Source organism: Neobacillus solisequens (assembly GCF_051233465.1).
GTDB lineage: Bacteria > Bacillota > Bacilli > Bacillales > Cytobacillaceae > Neobacillus.
The window spans coordinates 130,330-146,052 of sequence record NZ_JBKFGJ010000022.1; the positions used below are offsets into that span (position 1 = coordinate 130,330).

Annotated in this window: 18 protein-coding genes; 5 read left to right on the forward strand and 13 right to left on the reverse strand. The window is 36.7% G+C overall.

All coding sequences use genetic code 11. From position 1 onward, the window contains the following. Positions 1–20 precede the first annotated feature (20 nt). The 3 genes from ACI3K6_RS20770 to ACI3K6_RS20780 all read right to left on the reverse strand — a co-directional run bounded on the left by ACI3K6_RS20770 (position 21) and on the right by ACI3K6_RS20780 (position 2,100). Positions 21–632, reverse strand: coding sequence for an alpha/beta hydrolase (locus ACI3K6_RS20770; RefSeq protein ID WP_435556335.1), 612 nt, complete (start codon positions 630–632; stop codon positions 21–23). A gap of 18 nt (positions 633–650) precedes the next feature. After that, positions 651–1,619 carry a ring-cleaving dioxygenase gene (locus ACI3K6_RS20775; protein ID WP_435556336.1) on the reverse strand — a complete coding sequence of 323 codons (969 nt, stop codon included), beginning with the start codon at positions 1,617–1,619 and terminating at the stop codon, positions 651–653. A gap of 82 nt (positions 1,620–1,701) precedes the next feature. After that, positions 1,702–2,100 (reverse strand): DoxX family protein, encoded by a 399-nt coding sequence (locus ACI3K6_RS20780; protein ID WP_335480668.1) that lies wholly within the window; start codon positions 2,098–2,100, stop codon positions 1,702–1,704. A 438-nt stretch (positions 2,101–2,538) separates the two neighbouring features. Here ACI3K6_RS20780 and ACI3K6_RS20785 point away from each other — a divergent pair, with 438 nt between their 5' ends. Beyond that, positions 2,539–3,015 (forward strand): GNAT family N-acetyltransferase, encoded by a 477-nt coding sequence (locus ACI3K6_RS20785; protein ID WP_435556337.1) that lies wholly within the window; start codon positions 2,539–2,541, stop codon positions 3,013–3,015. 94 nt (positions 3,016–3,109) lie between these two features. On the opposite strand, the gene ACI3K6_RS20790 is transcribed toward ACI3K6_RS20785, so the two are convergent. Then, complete coding sequence (locus ACI3K6_RS20790) at positions 3,110–4,216, reverse strand: MBL fold metallo-hydrolase (protein WP_435556338.1); 1,107 nt, start codon at positions 4,214–4,216, stop codon at positions 3,110–3,112. A gap of 1,310 nt (positions 4,217–5,526) precedes the next feature. Here ACI3K6_RS20790 and ACI3K6_RS20795 point away from each other — a divergent pair. After that, positions 5,527–5,769, forward strand: a complete 243-nt coding sequence (locus ACI3K6_RS20795) for an ABC transporter (protein WP_435556339.1) — start codon at positions 5,527–5,529, stop codon at positions 5,767–5,769. Positions 5,770–5,954: 185 nt separating this feature from the next. On the opposite strand, the gene pdxT is transcribed toward ACI3K6_RS20795, so the two are convergent. Together pdxT and pdxS are read right to left on the reverse strand one after the other, a co-directional pair. Continuing rightward, entirely contained in the window at positions 5,955–6,545 is a 591-nt protein-coding gene (gene pdxT, locus ACI3K6_RS20800) for a pyridoxal 5'-phosphate synthase glutaminase subunit PdxT (RefSeq protein ID WP_435556340.1), read from the reverse strand. Between the two features lies 1 nt (position 6,546). Then, positions 6,547–7,431 (reverse strand): pyridoxal 5'-phosphate synthase lyase subunit PdxS, encoded by an 885-nt coding sequence (gene pdxS / locus ACI3K6_RS20805; RefSeq protein ID WP_335480685.1) that lies wholly within the window; start codon positions 7,429–7,431, stop codon positions 6,547–6,549. Positions 7,432–7,536: 105 nt separating this feature from the next. Between pdxS and pdxR the strand changes: the two genes are divergently transcribed. After that, positions 7,537–8,952: a MocR-like pyridoxine biosynthesis transcription factor PdxR gene (gene pdxR / locus ACI3K6_RS20810; RefSeq protein ID WP_435556341.1), complete on the forward strand. Its 1,416-nt coding sequence runs from the start codon at positions 7,537–7,539 to the stop codon at positions 8,950–8,952. Positions 8,953–9,005: 53 nt separating this feature from the next. Here the strand turns inward: pdxR and ACI3K6_RS20815 are convergent, their stop codons facing one another. Both ACI3K6_RS20815 and ACI3K6_RS20820 read right to left on the reverse strand, forming a co-directional pair. Next, a complete protein-coding gene (locus ACI3K6_RS20815; protein ID WP_435556342.1) occupies positions 9,006–9,419 on the reverse strand; it encodes a hypothetical protein in 414 nt (137 codons plus the stop codon). Positions 9,420–9,588: 169 nt separating this feature from the next. Further along, entirely contained in the window at positions 9,589–10,479 is an 891-nt protein-coding gene (locus tag ACI3K6_RS20820; RefSeq protein WP_435556343.1) for an RCC1 domain-containing protein, read from the reverse strand. A gap of 293 nt (positions 10,480–10,772) precedes the next feature. Between ACI3K6_RS20820 and ACI3K6_RS20825 the strand changes: the two genes are divergently transcribed. Then, on the forward strand, positions 10,773–11,159 hold the full coding sequence (locus ACI3K6_RS20825; RefSeq protein ID WP_435556344.1) for a VOC family protein: 387 nt from the start codon (positions 10,773–10,775) through the stop codon (positions 11,157–11,159). Between the two features lie 466 nt (positions 11,160–11,625). Here ACI3K6_RS20825 and ACI3K6_RS20830 read toward each other — a convergent pair whose 3' ends face one another. The 4 genes from ACI3K6_RS20830 to ACI3K6_RS20845 form a co-directional block, all read right to left on the reverse strand. Continuing rightward, positions 11,626–12,411: a hypothetical protein gene (locus tag ACI3K6_RS20830; protein ID WP_435556345.1), complete on the reverse strand. Its 786-nt coding sequence runs from the start codon at positions 12,409–12,411 to the stop codon at positions 11,626–11,628. 163 nt (positions 12,412–12,574) lie between these two features. After that, positions 12,575–13,648: an LLM class flavin-dependent oxidoreductase gene (locus ACI3K6_RS20835; RefSeq protein ID WP_435556346.1), complete on the reverse strand. Its 1,074-nt coding sequence runs from the start codon at positions 13,646–13,648 to the stop codon at positions 12,575–12,577. Between the two features lie 30 nt (positions 13,649–13,678). After that, positions 13,679–14,086 carry a DoxX family protein gene (locus tag ACI3K6_RS20840; RefSeq protein WP_435556347.1) on the reverse strand — a complete coding sequence of 136 codons (408 nt, stop codon included), beginning with the start codon at positions 14,084–14,086 and terminating at the stop codon, positions 13,679–13,681. 103 nt (positions 14,087–14,189) lie between these two features. Next, a complete protein-coding gene (locus ACI3K6_RS20845; protein WP_435556348.1) occupies positions 14,190–14,831 on the reverse strand; it encodes an alpha/beta hydrolase in 642 nt (213 codons plus the stop codon). Between the two features lie 152 nt (positions 14,832–14,983). Between ACI3K6_RS20845 and ACI3K6_RS20850 the strand changes: the two genes are divergently transcribed. Then, positions 14,984–15,520, forward strand: a complete 537-nt coding sequence (locus ACI3K6_RS20850) for a helix-turn-helix domain-containing protein (protein WP_435556349.1) — start codon at positions 14,984–14,986, stop codon at positions 15,518–15,520. Between the two features lie 81 nt (positions 15,521–15,601). Here ACI3K6_RS20850 and ACI3K6_RS20855 read toward each other — a convergent pair. Then, the coding region (locus ACI3K6_RS20855; protein WP_435556354.1) for an IS3 family transposase at positions 15,602–15,723 on the reverse strand (122 nt) is incomplete at its 5' end.

Here is a 15,723-nt window from a genome sequence, read left to right on the forward strand (position 1 = left end):
TACCTTATCGTTTTAATTTATCATGTAATTATTTCTTTTCGATACCAAATTGCTGCGGCATCAACTTCTTGAATAGATAATTGATGACCTCTATTCTCCCAATGAAGTTCCACATTAGCATTTGCCTTTTCTAATAATGTTTGAAGTTCTCTCGATTCCAATGGCGAGCAAATCGGGTCGTTAGTCCCTGCCGCAATAAAAACAGACTTTCCAGTTAAATCAGGAAGCTCAATACCTTTTCTCGGTACCATTGGGTGATGAAGTATCGCACCTTTTAGCGCATTTTGATAATGAAATAATAAACTAGCTGCTATATTTGCTCCATTTGAGTATCCAATAGCGATTATATGATCACGATTAAAACTATACTTTTTTGACGCTTCGTCTAGAAAGTCATTTAATTCTTTAGTTCTGAAAATGAGGTCCTCTTCGTCAAATACTCCCTCAGCCAATCTTCGAAAGAATCTAGGTATTCCATTTTCTAATACGTTTCCGCGAACGCTTAAGACTGAGGCATCTTCGTCAATTCTTCCAGCAATAGGCAGCAGATCTAATTCATTCCCACCAGTTCCATGCAACAATAGTAATGTTGGTTTTCTTGGATCTTGGCCCTTATTGAATATATGTTTCACTATATATCCCTCCAAGATTTAATGTAAAGTTAATGGCCGTAATTTTTCTTCAATCTCTTTTCGATTCGGTTCTAAAAATGGTGGAAGTGCTAGTTTCTCCCCCATAGTCTCCATTGGCTCATCTGTCGCAAATCCTGGTGTATCTGTTGATAATTCAAATAAGATGCCATTAGGCTCCCTGAAATATAAGGCCTTAAAGTAATACCGTTCTACTTTCCCTGAATTCGGTAATCGGTATTCTTTTAAACGCTCTGCCCATTGATTATATTCTTCCTCATTCGGAACACGGAAGGCAACATGATGAACACCTCCACGACCTAAGCGAACTCTTGGTAAATCAGTCCTTGTTTCAATATGAACTTCCGCACCGCTGCCACCTTCACCTGTTGAATAAACTAAAATATTAGGGTAATTCCCTTCAAGTGATGGATAAGAACCGGCAGCTCTAAAGCCCATAACTTCTGTTAAAACACCGATTGTTGGTTCAGCAATTGCCACTGTTAGGGTTACAGGTCCTAATCCAATAATGGCATGTTCTTGAGGTATGTCATCCTTTGGCCATGGAACCCCGCCTCTTACGCCTTGTTCACCGTTATCGGCTACGAGGATTAAACGAGTCCCTTCGAAATCCCTAAAAGCTAATGAATCACGATTGGCTCTTTTTTCAATTTCGTCATGTTGAACTCCAAATTGGGTAAAACGATCTTTCCAAAATAACAATGCATCAGTATTTCTTACTCTAAGTGATACCGTAGAAATATCTGAAGTTCCCCTGTGTGTTCTCCCAAGATGAGGGATATCGAAGAACGTAACTTCAGTTCCTGGAGTTCCTTCCGCGTCAGCATAGAAAAGATGATAGGATTCAGTATTGTCTTGGTTCACCGTTTTCTTAACCAGTCTCATACCTAAAATTTTTGTGTAAAATTCATAATTTTTTTCCGCTTTTCCAGTTAATATTGATACATGATGAAGTCCTAAAAGTTCCATCCCCTAATCACTCCTGTCATAACTTTATTATTATTCCACTTCAAAACAATGATGAATTTTTCCTCAATTTTAAATTACATGTTTAGAAAAAAAGTGAATCTAAAGCATATTGACCAGGACCAACCAAAGCTATGCCGATCGCAACTGCAAGCAAAGTTAAGTTATATTCGTACCCATTTGCTGTTGCCCATAAACCGTTTGGACCATGAACCTTTACGATTGCCATTATCATCGTCCCTGCAATCAAAATTCCTGCAAGTGGAGTTAAAAGTCCTAAGGCAAAAAGTAAACCACCAATAAATTCTGCTAACCCTGCGAATAGAGCCATCGTCACACCTGGTTTCATTCCAATGGATTCAAACCAACCACCTGTTCCTTTTAAACCGTATCCACCGAACCAACCAAATAATTTTTGTGCCCCGTGACCAATAAATAAAACCCCAATAACTAAACGAATAATGAATAATCCAATATTTAACATGATAAAATTCCTCCTAATTTTAATTATCTCGAATTCGAGATATAAGTTTAAAAAATTTCTTCCTTTATTCAATAATGAATGGCTTTTGATGTTTGCATTAAGACCAAAAAGGTATATTTGTGCATTTCCTCTATATTTTATGCACCTCCTTTAAATATCTCGAAATTAAATATCTTGAATATGAGATAATAATAATACCAATTCTTTTTTTTGTCAATACCCTTTTTTAACTAACTCGAACCATAATTGTCTAGATAGTTGTTTAATACTCTAAACAACTTTAGCAATTGCTTTTCCGCGTATTCGATCATGGAGCTATTGATGACAAAACGGTTTCAATTGTCATGGATAATAAGTCCATTTTTATTGTTAGATTTCCTTACATCATAGTAGATAATTTCGAAAATCCGACTTAAGATTAAACTGGGAGGTTATTTTATGGAGATTAAAAAAGATGATTTAACTGGAACTGAAGTGATCGAATTAATAAGTGAGCATCTTTATGGAATGAGGTTGAATTCCCCATCGGAAAGTATCCATGCTTTAAATGTAGAAAAGTTGAAACAACCAAATATTACTTTTTGGAGCGCATGGGAAGGCAACGCTTTAGCCGGTATGGGAGCCCTGAAAGAACTTGATCCATTTCATGGCGAGATTAAATCAATGAGAACTTCTTCCTCATTTCTCAGAAAAGGTGTTGCCTCACAAATACTACAGCACATTCTTGGGGAAGCCATCTCGAGGGGCTATAAAAGGATTAGTTTGGAAACAGGGTCGATGGCCGGATTTTCCCCTGCAAGAAAACTATATGAGAGGTTCGGTTTTGAATATTGTCCACCCTTTGCTGACTACATAGAAGATCCGAACAGTGCCTTTATGACAAAACAGCTGGGACAGCTATTATGTGATGTTTAATGTAGGATGTTTAGTAGATAAATCAATAGTTTTAAAAACCCCTTCACTGATCTGAAGGGGTTTTGCTTATCTAAAGCTGTTGTATAAATTTCGATTATTCCCACCAAGAAGAAATAGGATTGGAGAACTCCCTACCTAACGGAACGGTTTCACCAATTTTAGGAGCAATCATATTTACACCTGACTTTTCAGATGCTTTTAATGCTCGTTCTATTGGTTCTGTCCACCCGTGATAAGCAAGGGTAAAAGCTCCCCAATGAATTAACATCATATTTTTACCATTTACATCTAAATGGGCCTGAACAGATTGTTCCGGTGTCATATGAACCCAAGACCAGCGTCGGTCATATTGCCCGCCTTCTATTAAGGTAAGATCAAAAGGGCCGTACTTCTTCCCTATTTCCTTGAAATGTGTATCATATCCCCCATCTCCACTTGTATAGAAACGTGTCTTTTCACCAAGAATGACCCAACCGCCCCAAAGTGTAGAATTTCTATTTAATGGTCCCCTACCAGAGAAATGCTTGGATGGTGTGAATGCTACCGTTAAGCCATTAAACTCTGTTTCATCCCACCAATTAAATTCTGATATTTTTTCTTTATTAACTCCCCAATTAATCAAGTGTGCGCCTACACCAAGAGGTACAAAGAAATGATTGACCTTGCTCTTCAATTTTTTTATCGATGGATAATCTAAGTGGTCGTAATGGTCATGAGTAATAAAAACAGCATCAATAGGCGGCATTTTATCAAAAAGATACAAAAGATCTTTACTGTAGCGTTTGCTTCCTACGAAAGAAACAGGTGAAGCAACTGGACCTAGCATAGGATCTACCAGTATCTTTTTATTATTAATACTAAGTAAAAAAGCAGAATGACCAAACCAAGTTAAACTGTCTTCTTCACTTTTGATCTTGTTCCAATCAATCTCGGAAACAGCAATTTGACCTTTAGGATTACGATTTTTAGCACCTGAAAAATTTTCTGCAACCATAGAGGAAAAATCAGCTGCACTAAATTCCATCTTTGTTGGTATTAGATTGACAAATTTACCACCCTTATAATTGTTCAGTTGACTAAATTGCTCTTTTTGGTTTTTGCTTGGGTTGCTGCCGAATGCTGGGTTTATATTGATAAATATAAGGATGCAAACTAGTAATACAACTAAAAAAATGAATAGATAAACCATAACCTTTTTCATAAACCTCCTTCCTCTCATTTTTTTAAAATTTCAATGAATGACTTATACGTTTTTAAATGCTATTATTTCATTTTTCAATACGATGTTATCTATCTTTAGGAAAAATCGTCATCGGAAATCATTTTCTATCGAACCATCGTACTGAGATGAATAAGCTTGATTACATTTCGGTTGTAAAGTGTTCTTCCAAGGTAATCCTACCATACATCCATGATATGCAGCCGTATCAGTCATAAATTTTTTCATGCTGGTCAATAAAATAATGATTTTTCCATTCAATGAAGTTAACATGTGGCAAACTATATATTCTCTTCCTAAAGTAATTACTTTTTTTATGAACGCATTAAATTGATTTGAATGGATAAAAAAAGCCCTGTTTATTTTGCAGGCCATTTTTATCCGAACTTATTATTATAATTTGTTATATTCCTCATCTGATACTGGTTCCAACTATTCTGGTTCGCCTCCAGTAATTCTTATAAGAATCATTGTAGGAAGTAGTGTAGATATGAAATTATAAAAGGCTGTGTTATTTACATACCTGACCATTTTCCTAAACTTTAGACAGCAAAGAAATTATTCTTTCCTTCCTTGTCCGAAGATAGCCAAACTTCAGACGACTTGGAGGTGATTTTAGCTTCCCTTGTCTGAAGTTGCCTAGACTTCGGACGAGAATAATGCGATTGAAGCATACCTTGTCCGAAGAAATATCAAACTTCGGACAGCAAAGACCTGGTTCTTGCTTCCTTTGTCCGAGGATAGCTAAACTTCAGACGACTTGGAGGTGATTTTAGCTTCTCTTGTCTGAAGTTGCCTAGACTTCGGACGAGAATAATGCGATTGAAGCATACCTTGTCCGAAGAGATATCAAACTTCGGACAGCAAAGCCCTGGTTCTTGCTTCCTTTGTCCGAGGATAGCTAAACTTCAGACGACTTGGAGGTGATTTTAGCTTCTCTTGTCTGAAGTTGCCCGGACTTCGGACGAGAATAATGCGATTCTTGCATCCCTTGTCTGAAGATATCTAAACTTCGGACATCACAGATATGATATGGTATTCACTTGTCCGAAGATGCCAAATGAATTATTGTTTCTTAAGTAATCCAAGAAAATCGTTTTCAATGATCAAAGTTAATAGACGTTACCGTGTACCGACGTTATGACTTTCACCGAAAATAGTTTTAAGTTAACTTCATTTCTGCTCATATTACTGATTTTTTAAGCCTATTTTTTACATAACTAATAAACAAGCTCCCCACATTCCACATACCATATTATTAACCGAATATTTATAGATTGGGGTGGATTTAAATGGGACATCATGGTCATGATTCTTGCCATTCGTGCATATGGGGTATTTTCCTAGGATTTATTGCAGGTGTTATCTGGTTACTGCTTGCATTGCTGGGCTATACTTCCAACCTCTTTGGATTATTAGGACTTTCCGGACCCTTTTTTAATATTTTAAATATCTTTATTGCGTTCATTGGTTTCCTTGCTTTTTTAGTCTTTGGGCTGTTCCTATTCAAAAAAGCTTGGCGTTGCTGCCGTTGAGTAAGGTAGGCAAGTTTATCTAGTTTTATGGGATTTATGGAGGTTAAATATGATTCACAAAGTTCATTTTTACTTTCTCTCCCTCCTTTCAATATCCCCTTTTGGCATAAAAAATGGCGATCCCTCAACATGAAGGTCGCCATTTCTCTATATTTCTTGCTTACCAATTGTTTTTTCTCATAAAATCAATAGCTTTCAACTAATGTGCTTTCACGTACCATTTCAACAAAATACTTCATAATTCTAGAGTCCTCTGTTAATTCTGGATGAAAGGAACAACCTAAAAATTGGCCGTCTCGAGCTAAAACAATGCGATCTTCGTGTTTTGCCAGAATCTCAACATTGTCTCCTGTAGCTACGATATGTGGTGCCCGGATAAAAACAGCAGGAATGTCATTCCCCACTCCTTCAATGGATAGCTCCACTTCAAAACTATCCACTTGCCGTCCAAATGAGTTTCTTTCAACTACAACATCCATTAACCCTAGATGTGGCAAATCATATCCAACGATTTCTTTGGCTAATAAGATCAGGCCCGCGCATGTTCCAAACATGGGGATTCCTTTGGCAGCCAAAGCGCGAATCGGTTCCAGCAACGCGTAACGATCCAGGAGTTTCCTCATAGTTGTACTTTCTCCGCCAGGCAATACAAGACCATTTAATCCTTTTAGATCTTCAACTGATTTAACAGGTACAGCCTCGCAGCCAAGCTCATCAATTTGTCTAATATGCTCTCTCACGGCACCTTGTAATGCTAGTATACCAATTTTCAACATATTACCAACCACGATCCTGCATACGTTCACTTGCAGCTAGTGTCGAAATTTCAATACCTTTCATAGGTGTTCCCAACTCTTTTGAAATCTCAGCAATTAATTTATAGTCTTGGTAGTGAGTTGTCGCTTCTACAATGGCACGGGCAAATTTTTCTGGATTATCGGATTTGAAAATTCCTGACCCTACAAAAACGCCATCTGCGCCAAGTTCCATCATTAAAGCGGCATCAGCTGGTGTAGCTACTCCACCTGCAGCAAAATTAACAACCGGTAAGCGTCCTAATTTTTTTATTTCCAACAATAATTCAAATGGTGCTCCTAAATTTTTCGCTTCGGTCATAAGTTCATCGGTACTCATTCCTACAACACGTCTTACTTGTGCATTTACTTTACGGATATGACGAACAGCCTCGACAATATTTCCTGTTCCCGGCTCACCTTTGGTCCGTAACATGGAGGCTCCTTCCCCAATACGACGGGCTGCTTCGCCTAAGTCGCGGCATCCGCAAACAAATGGTACGGTGAATTCACTTTTTAATAAATGGTATTCTTCATCAGCAGGTGTCAATACTTCACTTTCATCTATGTAATCGACGCCCATCGCCTCTAATACTCGTGCTTCTACAATATGGCCAATACGTGCTTTAGCCATTACTGGTATGGTGACAGCGCTCATGACTTCCTCTACAATACGAGGATCTGCCATACGGGCTACGCCACCCGCTGCACGGATATCAGATGGCACTCGTTCTAACGCCATTACTGCCACTGCACCTGCAGCCTCGGCAATTTTTGCTTGTTCGGCATTAATAACATCCATTATTACGCCGCCTTTTTGCATTTCTGCCATCCCACGTTTTACTCTTTCAGTTCCAACTTGTTTCATGAAAATTTCCTCCATTCATTTGATGATTATTAGTATAATAGAAATTGACTACATGAAAAGGTTCAGTTTTTTGAAAATAAATATGGTCAGATGGAGGATTCACGGATGGATATGCTGATGTTGAAACTGGATAAAAGCACAGAAAAACCTTTATATGAACAGCTTTATCTTGGAATTAAAGATGCCATAATACATAAACAAATTGATGTTGGAACCAAATTGCCTTCAAAGAAAAAATTAGCTGAATTTTTAAATATCAGTCAAACAACCATTGAAATTGCTTATTCTCAGCTTATTGCAGAAGGCTATGTGGCATCAAAACCTCGCATTGGTTTTTTTGTGGAAGAGATCGACGAATTACCCTTTATTGAAAAAGAAATGTTACATTTGCCTGTAGCGAAGGCTGAGAATAAATTGTATCAATTTGACTTTCTTCCGGGAAAAATTGATACAGATTCATTCCCCTTTTCACTATGGCGAAAATATGCCAAGAATATATACGATTCTAACTCAAAAGAACTGTTGCAAATTGGAGACCCGCAAGGAGAATTTGCTTTAAGAGCTGAAATCTCAAAATATCTTTATCAATCAAGGGGTATTGTATGCCAACCAGATCAAATTGTCATTGGTTCGGGAACAGAACAGTTGCTACCTATGATTCTCAGATTACTTGGTAGTAATTTAAAATTTGCTCTTGAAAATCCTGGCTATTCAGTCATCCCAAAAATACAATTGCAAAATAGCGCCATCTCGATCCCGGTTGATGAAAATGGTCTAATGGTGGATGAACTTGAAAAAACAAATGCCAATGTGGTTTACATTACACCTTCCCACCAATTCCCTACGGGTGCAGTTCTATCTGCCACCCGAAGAACGCAGTTATTAAGCTGGGCAGCAAAAGATGAAAATCGCTATATTATCGAAGACGATTACGATAGTGAGTTTCGCTATATTGGAAAACCAATCCCCGCGTTACACGGGTTGGATCAAAACAATAAAGTTATTTATTTAAGCACGTTTTCCAAATCGTTAATGCCTTCTCTACGTGTGGCCTATTTTGTCTTACCTTCAACATTATTGCAAAGATATAAAGAAACCTTTCATTTTTACTCAGCAACTGTACCTAGATTTGATCAGCATATTTTAGCCGATTTTATGAGAGACGGTTATTTTTCTAAACATCTCAACCGGATGCGGAAAATTTATCGTAAAAAACGTGAAAAATTAACTCAAATATTCGAAACGTTTTATCCGAATGTCCAGATCACCGGAGACCAGGCAGGAATGCACATTTTGATTTCTGTACCCCTGTCAAATAGGGAAGAACAGTTAAAACAAATGGCTGCAAAAGACCATATTTCCATCTATCCAATAAGCGATTATTTATTAAGCCCTATTGATTACAAAGATCCAACTTTTTTATTAGGCTTTGGCGGTATTCCAATAGAAGATATTGAAAAAGGCATTCACCAATTAATGAATTGTTGGGGAATATCAAAATCAAAAGTGTTAAAAAAGTAAAAGAAAAAAGGTATCCCAAAATAATTTCTTTTTAGCGGACACCCTTGGAATTTTTATTTTAAATAATTTTTTCTTGTTCCATATTTCTTACGGTAAACGAATTTTCTCAAATCCATATTTTTTAAATGACCGTCGTAACACAAAAAGAGTAAAGATTGATATTCTTTAAAATCCTTCATGACAAAAAGGGCGAATTCTTTGCGTTCGCTCTTTATTTTCATTTTAACTTCTTCTTTTGAAAGGATCTCATCAAGTTGGTCTTGATAATATGCTTTCGTATCTTCCCATTTTTCTATACGATTGACCAAAATATCCTTACCGTACTCTGGTAATTGGTCAATGACATGGTCGATATACCCCTCAGACCACATTAACATTTTATCCTTTTCAGGAAGGTCAAGGACCATTTTTAACAATTCCGTTTCATCCATTTCTTTTTGAAGGGCATATTTCCCGACCCGATTCATCCTATTCACCCCATGTGTGAATCATTTGGTCTTAGTTTGTTAATGTACATGAATATATTATTCGTTTAATTTTATGAAGGAATATACTGACATTTGAGTGGAACTAGAACAAAGTGCCACTCATTAAAAATTTAGGGCACTTTTAGTTCATCTTTCTAACCGATACTATTTAGGGCAGTTGAATACCTCGCCAGCCGCTTACATTGCATTGGCCATATTCATTATCACCTACAGCCACCACTGTGCCGTCGGATTTAAGTCCTACGGTATGGGCACAACCCGCCGCAATCTCTACAATATTACTCCAATCACCAACATTACATTGGCCATACTCATTCCAACCTATAGCCACAACCGTACCGTCCGACTTAAGCCCGACGGTATGATTACTTCCAACCGAAATCTCCACAATACCGTGCCAGTCGCTTATATCGCATTGGTTATGTTTATTTATACCAACAGCTGTCATTGTCCCGTTTGATTTAAGCCCGATTGTATGAAGATAACCTGCAGCGACCGCCACAATATCACGCCAGCCACTTACATTGCATTGGCCATACCGATTATTACCAACAGCTGTCACCGTGCCGTCGGATTTAAGCCCGATGGTATGCCAGTCACCAGCCGCAACCGCCACAATATTGTGCCAACTACTTATATTGCATTCACCGTCCTTATTTCGCCCCGCGGCAACTACAGTACCATCAGATTTAAGTCCAATGGTCCTACGCCAACCCGTCGTAACCGCTACAATATTGCGCCAGTCGTTTACATCACATTGGTTATGCTTATTCCAACCCACAGTCGCCAATGTACTGTCGGATTTAAGGCCGATTGTATGAGAGTTACCCGTGTTTGTTGCCATATGAACATTACCCGCCGAGACTGCCACAATATTTCGCCAACCACTTACACCACATTGACCATATTTATTATCACCCACAGCCGTAACTGTGCCGTCCCATTTAAGCCCAACGGTATGACGACGACCTGCCGCTATCGTATTTTTAGGCCAGCGCTTTATCTTTAGTACCGGTTCTTTTGGAGAAATATAATCCATGTTTTACCCCCATGAAACAAATCCTATTTTATTATTTTATCACTCTATGCGAAATGGTGTAATAAAAGTGGCAAGCAGGTTTCTGGATATTAATGTAAAAATTACAAGGAGCTTATTCAACTAATCGCGGCAGGTTTGTTCAATAAGAAATCACAAAAGGAATAAGCATTTACTGTAAAATATTATTAGATGTATTGATGTTTTAATAAAAAAATTATGAAAAAAATCGAGGTGATGCACATTAGTAGAATATGCCGAACAACAAACGAGAAATCAAGAAGGGGGAAACTATAATGAAATCAGAAATTAACCTTATTACAATTTGGACAGATGAAATCGACAAAATGAGAAATTTTTATAATCAAGTTCTTGGATTTAGAATTAAAAATGACCTTGGAAATTATGTTGAATTTGAAAATAATGGAGTAAGATTTGCTATTTGTTTGAGAAATGTTATGTACTCATATAATGATGAATTTAGGAAAAAAGCGGGTAGTCAGACTTTTGAATTGGCTTTTCCATGTGAAAATCCCGACGACGTAGATGTATCATTTAAAAAGTTAGTCACAATGGGAGCAATTCCTATTCATAACCCACAAAATATGCCATGGAATCAAAGAACAGCATTATTTGCAGATCCAGATGGAAATATACATGAAATTTTTGCAGAGATTATTTAGGTCACAACTTTCTTATATTATGATATAGTATCTATTTAACTTCAAAAACGAGTTTGTGAAACAATTTACTTAAGAAAGCTCAGAGCATAATGGCTCCGAGCTTTTTTGCGTGATAATTTTTCTGCTAAATTGTCTGCTAATTCAACTGCGAATTTCATTATGAAAACCACTGCTAATTGGAATTATGTACTTTAAAACCGAACCCGTTACTTAGAGAAGCACAAGGTTTTTGATGATGAATTCTTTTAAATGGTTTTATTTTGATCAAGCATCCTATTTTTTTTGTTAAATGTTTTTAAGAAAGGTATCGAGTAAAAAATTTTAAAATGTGCTTCTTTTTTACAAAGGGAGCATTTGCTATTAAGGTTTTCAACTTTCACCACATGAGGAACATCAAGCCGGTTGAGAGCATCCTTTAAGTGACTTTTACAAATTAACACTTTTACAACCTTCTTTCATCTAATTCTTAATGCAATTTCGAATCATGAATAAAAGTGTTGTTTTCTTCCATTATTTGTACTTCACAACGCTTATTTAAAGGGCATTTCACACATTGATTAAATAAATTTATCTTTTTGTATCTGTTTGGTTTTTGAATCCAATCCTTAATAAATTCAAGATAATTCAATCCTTTAGAGATTTCTTGCTCCGTTGGGTAAAATATATATTTTTTCCCTTCTAGTAGACTGATCATCTCAATCCTTTCGGGAAGTGAACCAAATGCTTTATGTGAAAAAACGGTAGATAAATATTGATATAGCATAATCCATTCTTCATCACAATCAAGTAAATATTTTTTTAAAATATATGTTTTCTTCGACCATTCAGCTACTTCAAATGTTAAAGATATGGTTGTTTCTAACTCCTTAATATAGGTTTGTACTTTTTCATATAGGAATAATGGAGGAAGAGTAGTCTCATGGGATGATAGTAATTTAAGTAAATGGTCGGTAATTTTTGATAGAACAATATAATATTGGATTTTATTTTCAAACATGTTTATATGTATAGACTTCCAATTTTGTTCGATTAACTTTAATAAACCTACAGTATTTTGCTCTTTATTGGAAAGCTGATAATAATCTTTTACGATGTTATTGATTGCCTTTTGAACCTCTTCTCTCCAATGAACATGGGAACTCGTTTTACTTAAAATATATTGATTATAAAATCTGTAAGGACAACTAATGAAAGCTTCCAAATGGTAATCAGTAAGAGTTTTTATTGAAACTTCAACACTTTTATTTAACATTAGAATACTCTCCTTTTGGATGCACTAACATTAATTGATAATCATTATCAATTTCTAATTCAAATTATAATTGAAAATGATTATCAATGTCAACACTAAAAGAGGCTATTCACACATTGTAGAGCCTAGCTAACAATGTGTGAATAGCACTATTAGTAACTTCTTACGTTTTACTTATTGCTTTCCGTACTGCCGGAGCAATTTCCGTAGCTAACACCTCAATACTCTCTGCAACTTTCTTAAATGGGATTCCACCAATATCCATTTGAACAAGGAATCTTTGATGTCCGAAAAGCTCGTGTTGGCGCAGGATTTTCTCAATTATTTTTTGAGGGCTGCCAACAAATAAGGCAGTTTGCGGCCTTATCTTTTGTTCAAAATCTTCAATTGATAAACGGAAACTCATTCCTCGCTGACGATTCACATACTCCCAGTAATTTAGATAATAAGGATAAAACTCATCTTTGGCTTGTTGGCTGGTCTTAGAAAAATATCCATGACCGGTTACAGCGACTTTGAGATCTTCAAATGCATATCCAGCATCTAAACCTGTTTTACGATATAGATCAACCAGCGGCTTAAACCTTATAGGATCACCGTCAAGAATAACAATGGCCATCCCGACCCCTAACCTGCCAGCTCGAGCTGCGCTCTCTGGGGTTCCCCCAACTCCTACCCAAATCGGTAGAGCTTTTTGCAAAGGTCTTGGGGCAATAACAGCATCTTTCAATGCTGGTCGAAATTGACCTTTCCATGTAATTCTATCGTTCTTGTTCAACTTTAAAAATAGTTCCATATGTTCCGAGAACAAAGCATCGTAGTCCTTTAGTTCATAACCGAATAGAGGAAAGGATTCCACAAACGCTCCACGGCCTGCAATAATTTCTGCTCTACCCTCCGAAAGAATGTCTAATGTAGCAAAATCTTCAAAGAGGCGAACCGGGTCAACTGTACTTAATACGGTTGTTGCGCTTGTTAACCTCATTCTTTTAGTAATTTGTGCAATGGCAGCTAATACTACTTGAGGTGCGGAGGTAGCATAATCCAGCCGATGATGTTCCCCGATCCCAAACACATCTAGCCCTGCATCTTCCGCAAGTTTGGCTGCTTCAATGATTTCCTTCATTCTTTGCTGAGTGCTGATGGTCTTTCCTGTATGAGGATCTGGACAAATATCCCCAAGAGTATATAGCCCAATTTCTATTCCTGATTTATTACTTCCCTCTTCTATTTCCATAGCCAGTAATTCCTCCAGCCAAGATAATAACTAAGCTTTTTTTGAACGAAACAGTACGTTATCTAAAGCTAAGAAAGATTTGTTTGTTATTGCAAGATATGCGGAAATGGCTAAAAATGCCAAATCCAATTCATAACCTGCCATTTGCCCATTCCCCATTAAACCAACGGAAAGTTTTACTTTTAGAATGGCTCCAATCATTAATACTACATACAAAGCGGATACATATCTGGTAGCAAAACCAATAATTAATGCAATACCGCCAATAATCTCAATCAATGCAACTGCATAGGCCATAAATCCGGGCAATCCGATGCTGCTAAACCAGCCCACGATATTTTCAATACCATCCTGAAACTTTACAACACCATGCGCTAAAAATAATCCCCCTAATACCACTCTTAAAATAAATGCTCCGATTTCATTTTTTAATTTCATGTGTTTATTCTCTCCTCTATTAGTTATATTTTTAAATCTTGAAATGAATTATTATTAATTCGAGATTTATAAGAAAAATATTATTACATTTTCCAAATTGTTCTTATCTTTGTAAATCATTTAGTATCCAAGATTGAAAATCATGGCGATTTTGTTCGGATACAGTGTGCCCTACCGGATAATCTTTAAAAGTAACCGGAACTCCTAGGTTAGCAAAATAATTTACATTTTCTATGCCCCAGTTAAATGGAAGGACCTGGTCACATTCTCCATGTGAAATAAAAACAGCTAACCGGTTGCCAGGATGAATTCCGTATTCATCCATTATAAATTGAGGAATATAACCACTAAGAGCCACTACACCCTTTATCTTTTGCAGCATAAGCGCCAATGTCATGGATACTATCGCTCCTTGGCTAAAGCCCATTAAGTATAATTGCTCTGGGTCTATTTCGTAATTTTCCGTAGCATAATCAATAAAACTAGCTAACTTATTGATTCCGTCGTCGAAAACTTCCCGATTTGGTTTACCCAAGCCTCGTATTGTAAAATAGGCAAATCCTGGTCCATGAGTCAAATGCCCTCTTATACTAAAAATAAAGAAGGAATCTTCAAGTTCATGAACCAGTGGTATCATATCTTGTTCATTGCTACCGATACCATGCATGACGAATAATGCAGGATATCTTTTTCCTGGGAAAATATTCTTAGGTCGGCGAAGTTCATACATCATTTCAGATTCCATTTGTCATAACCTCCTTTATATATTAAATTAAAGTTTACCCATATGAATTTTAGTTCTTTTATAAAATACCAAAAGGAAATGTAGATTGTCAACGTAATTTTTGTTATTATGAAATAAAGTTTACTATTAGAAAACTACCAGAGGTGATATACATGAATATTGGTTCTAAAATTCGTGCCATTCGAAATAGAAAAAAAATAACGATTGCCCAAATGTGTGAGGAAACAGGACTGTCAAAGGGGTTTATTAGTAATGTTGAAAACAATAACACTTCCCCATCCATCAGTACGTTACAAACAATCGCAGCATTCTTAAAGGTTCCTCTTCCCTATCTTCTTTTAGAAAAAGATGAACACATGACCGTAATAAGAAAACATGAAAGAGAAGTAACAACTTATAAAGAATCTAATTTGAAGATTGAGCATGTAGCTTCTAGAGGTGGATTAAGCATTAGGTTGGTGGAAATTCCTCCTGGATCTTCTACTGGAGGGAAAAATGCTCATGAAGGTGAAGAATGCCACTTGGTTCTTAGCGGGAAAATTCTTGCGGAACAAGGAGAAGACTCCACTATTTTAGAGCAAGGAGATACATTCAGCTGGTGTGCTAGTGTCCCTCATTTTGTTAAAAATATTGGAGATGATGTTGCCAAAGTATTAATAGCCGTTTATACCGAAGGGTCAGAAATATAAAAAGTCTTAAAGCTAGGATTAGCTTATGATCTGACCCAATAAAGTTAGACAAAAAGTTTAGGCAGCTTCCAAGACCTGAGTTCAGTATTCGACTGGACTTAGGTCTTTTAATTTCGCCTTCATTCGTTTGTGGTTGTAATAGTGAATATAATCAGCTAATTCCCGCTCAAAATGCTCTATACTATCAAATTCCTGTAGATAAA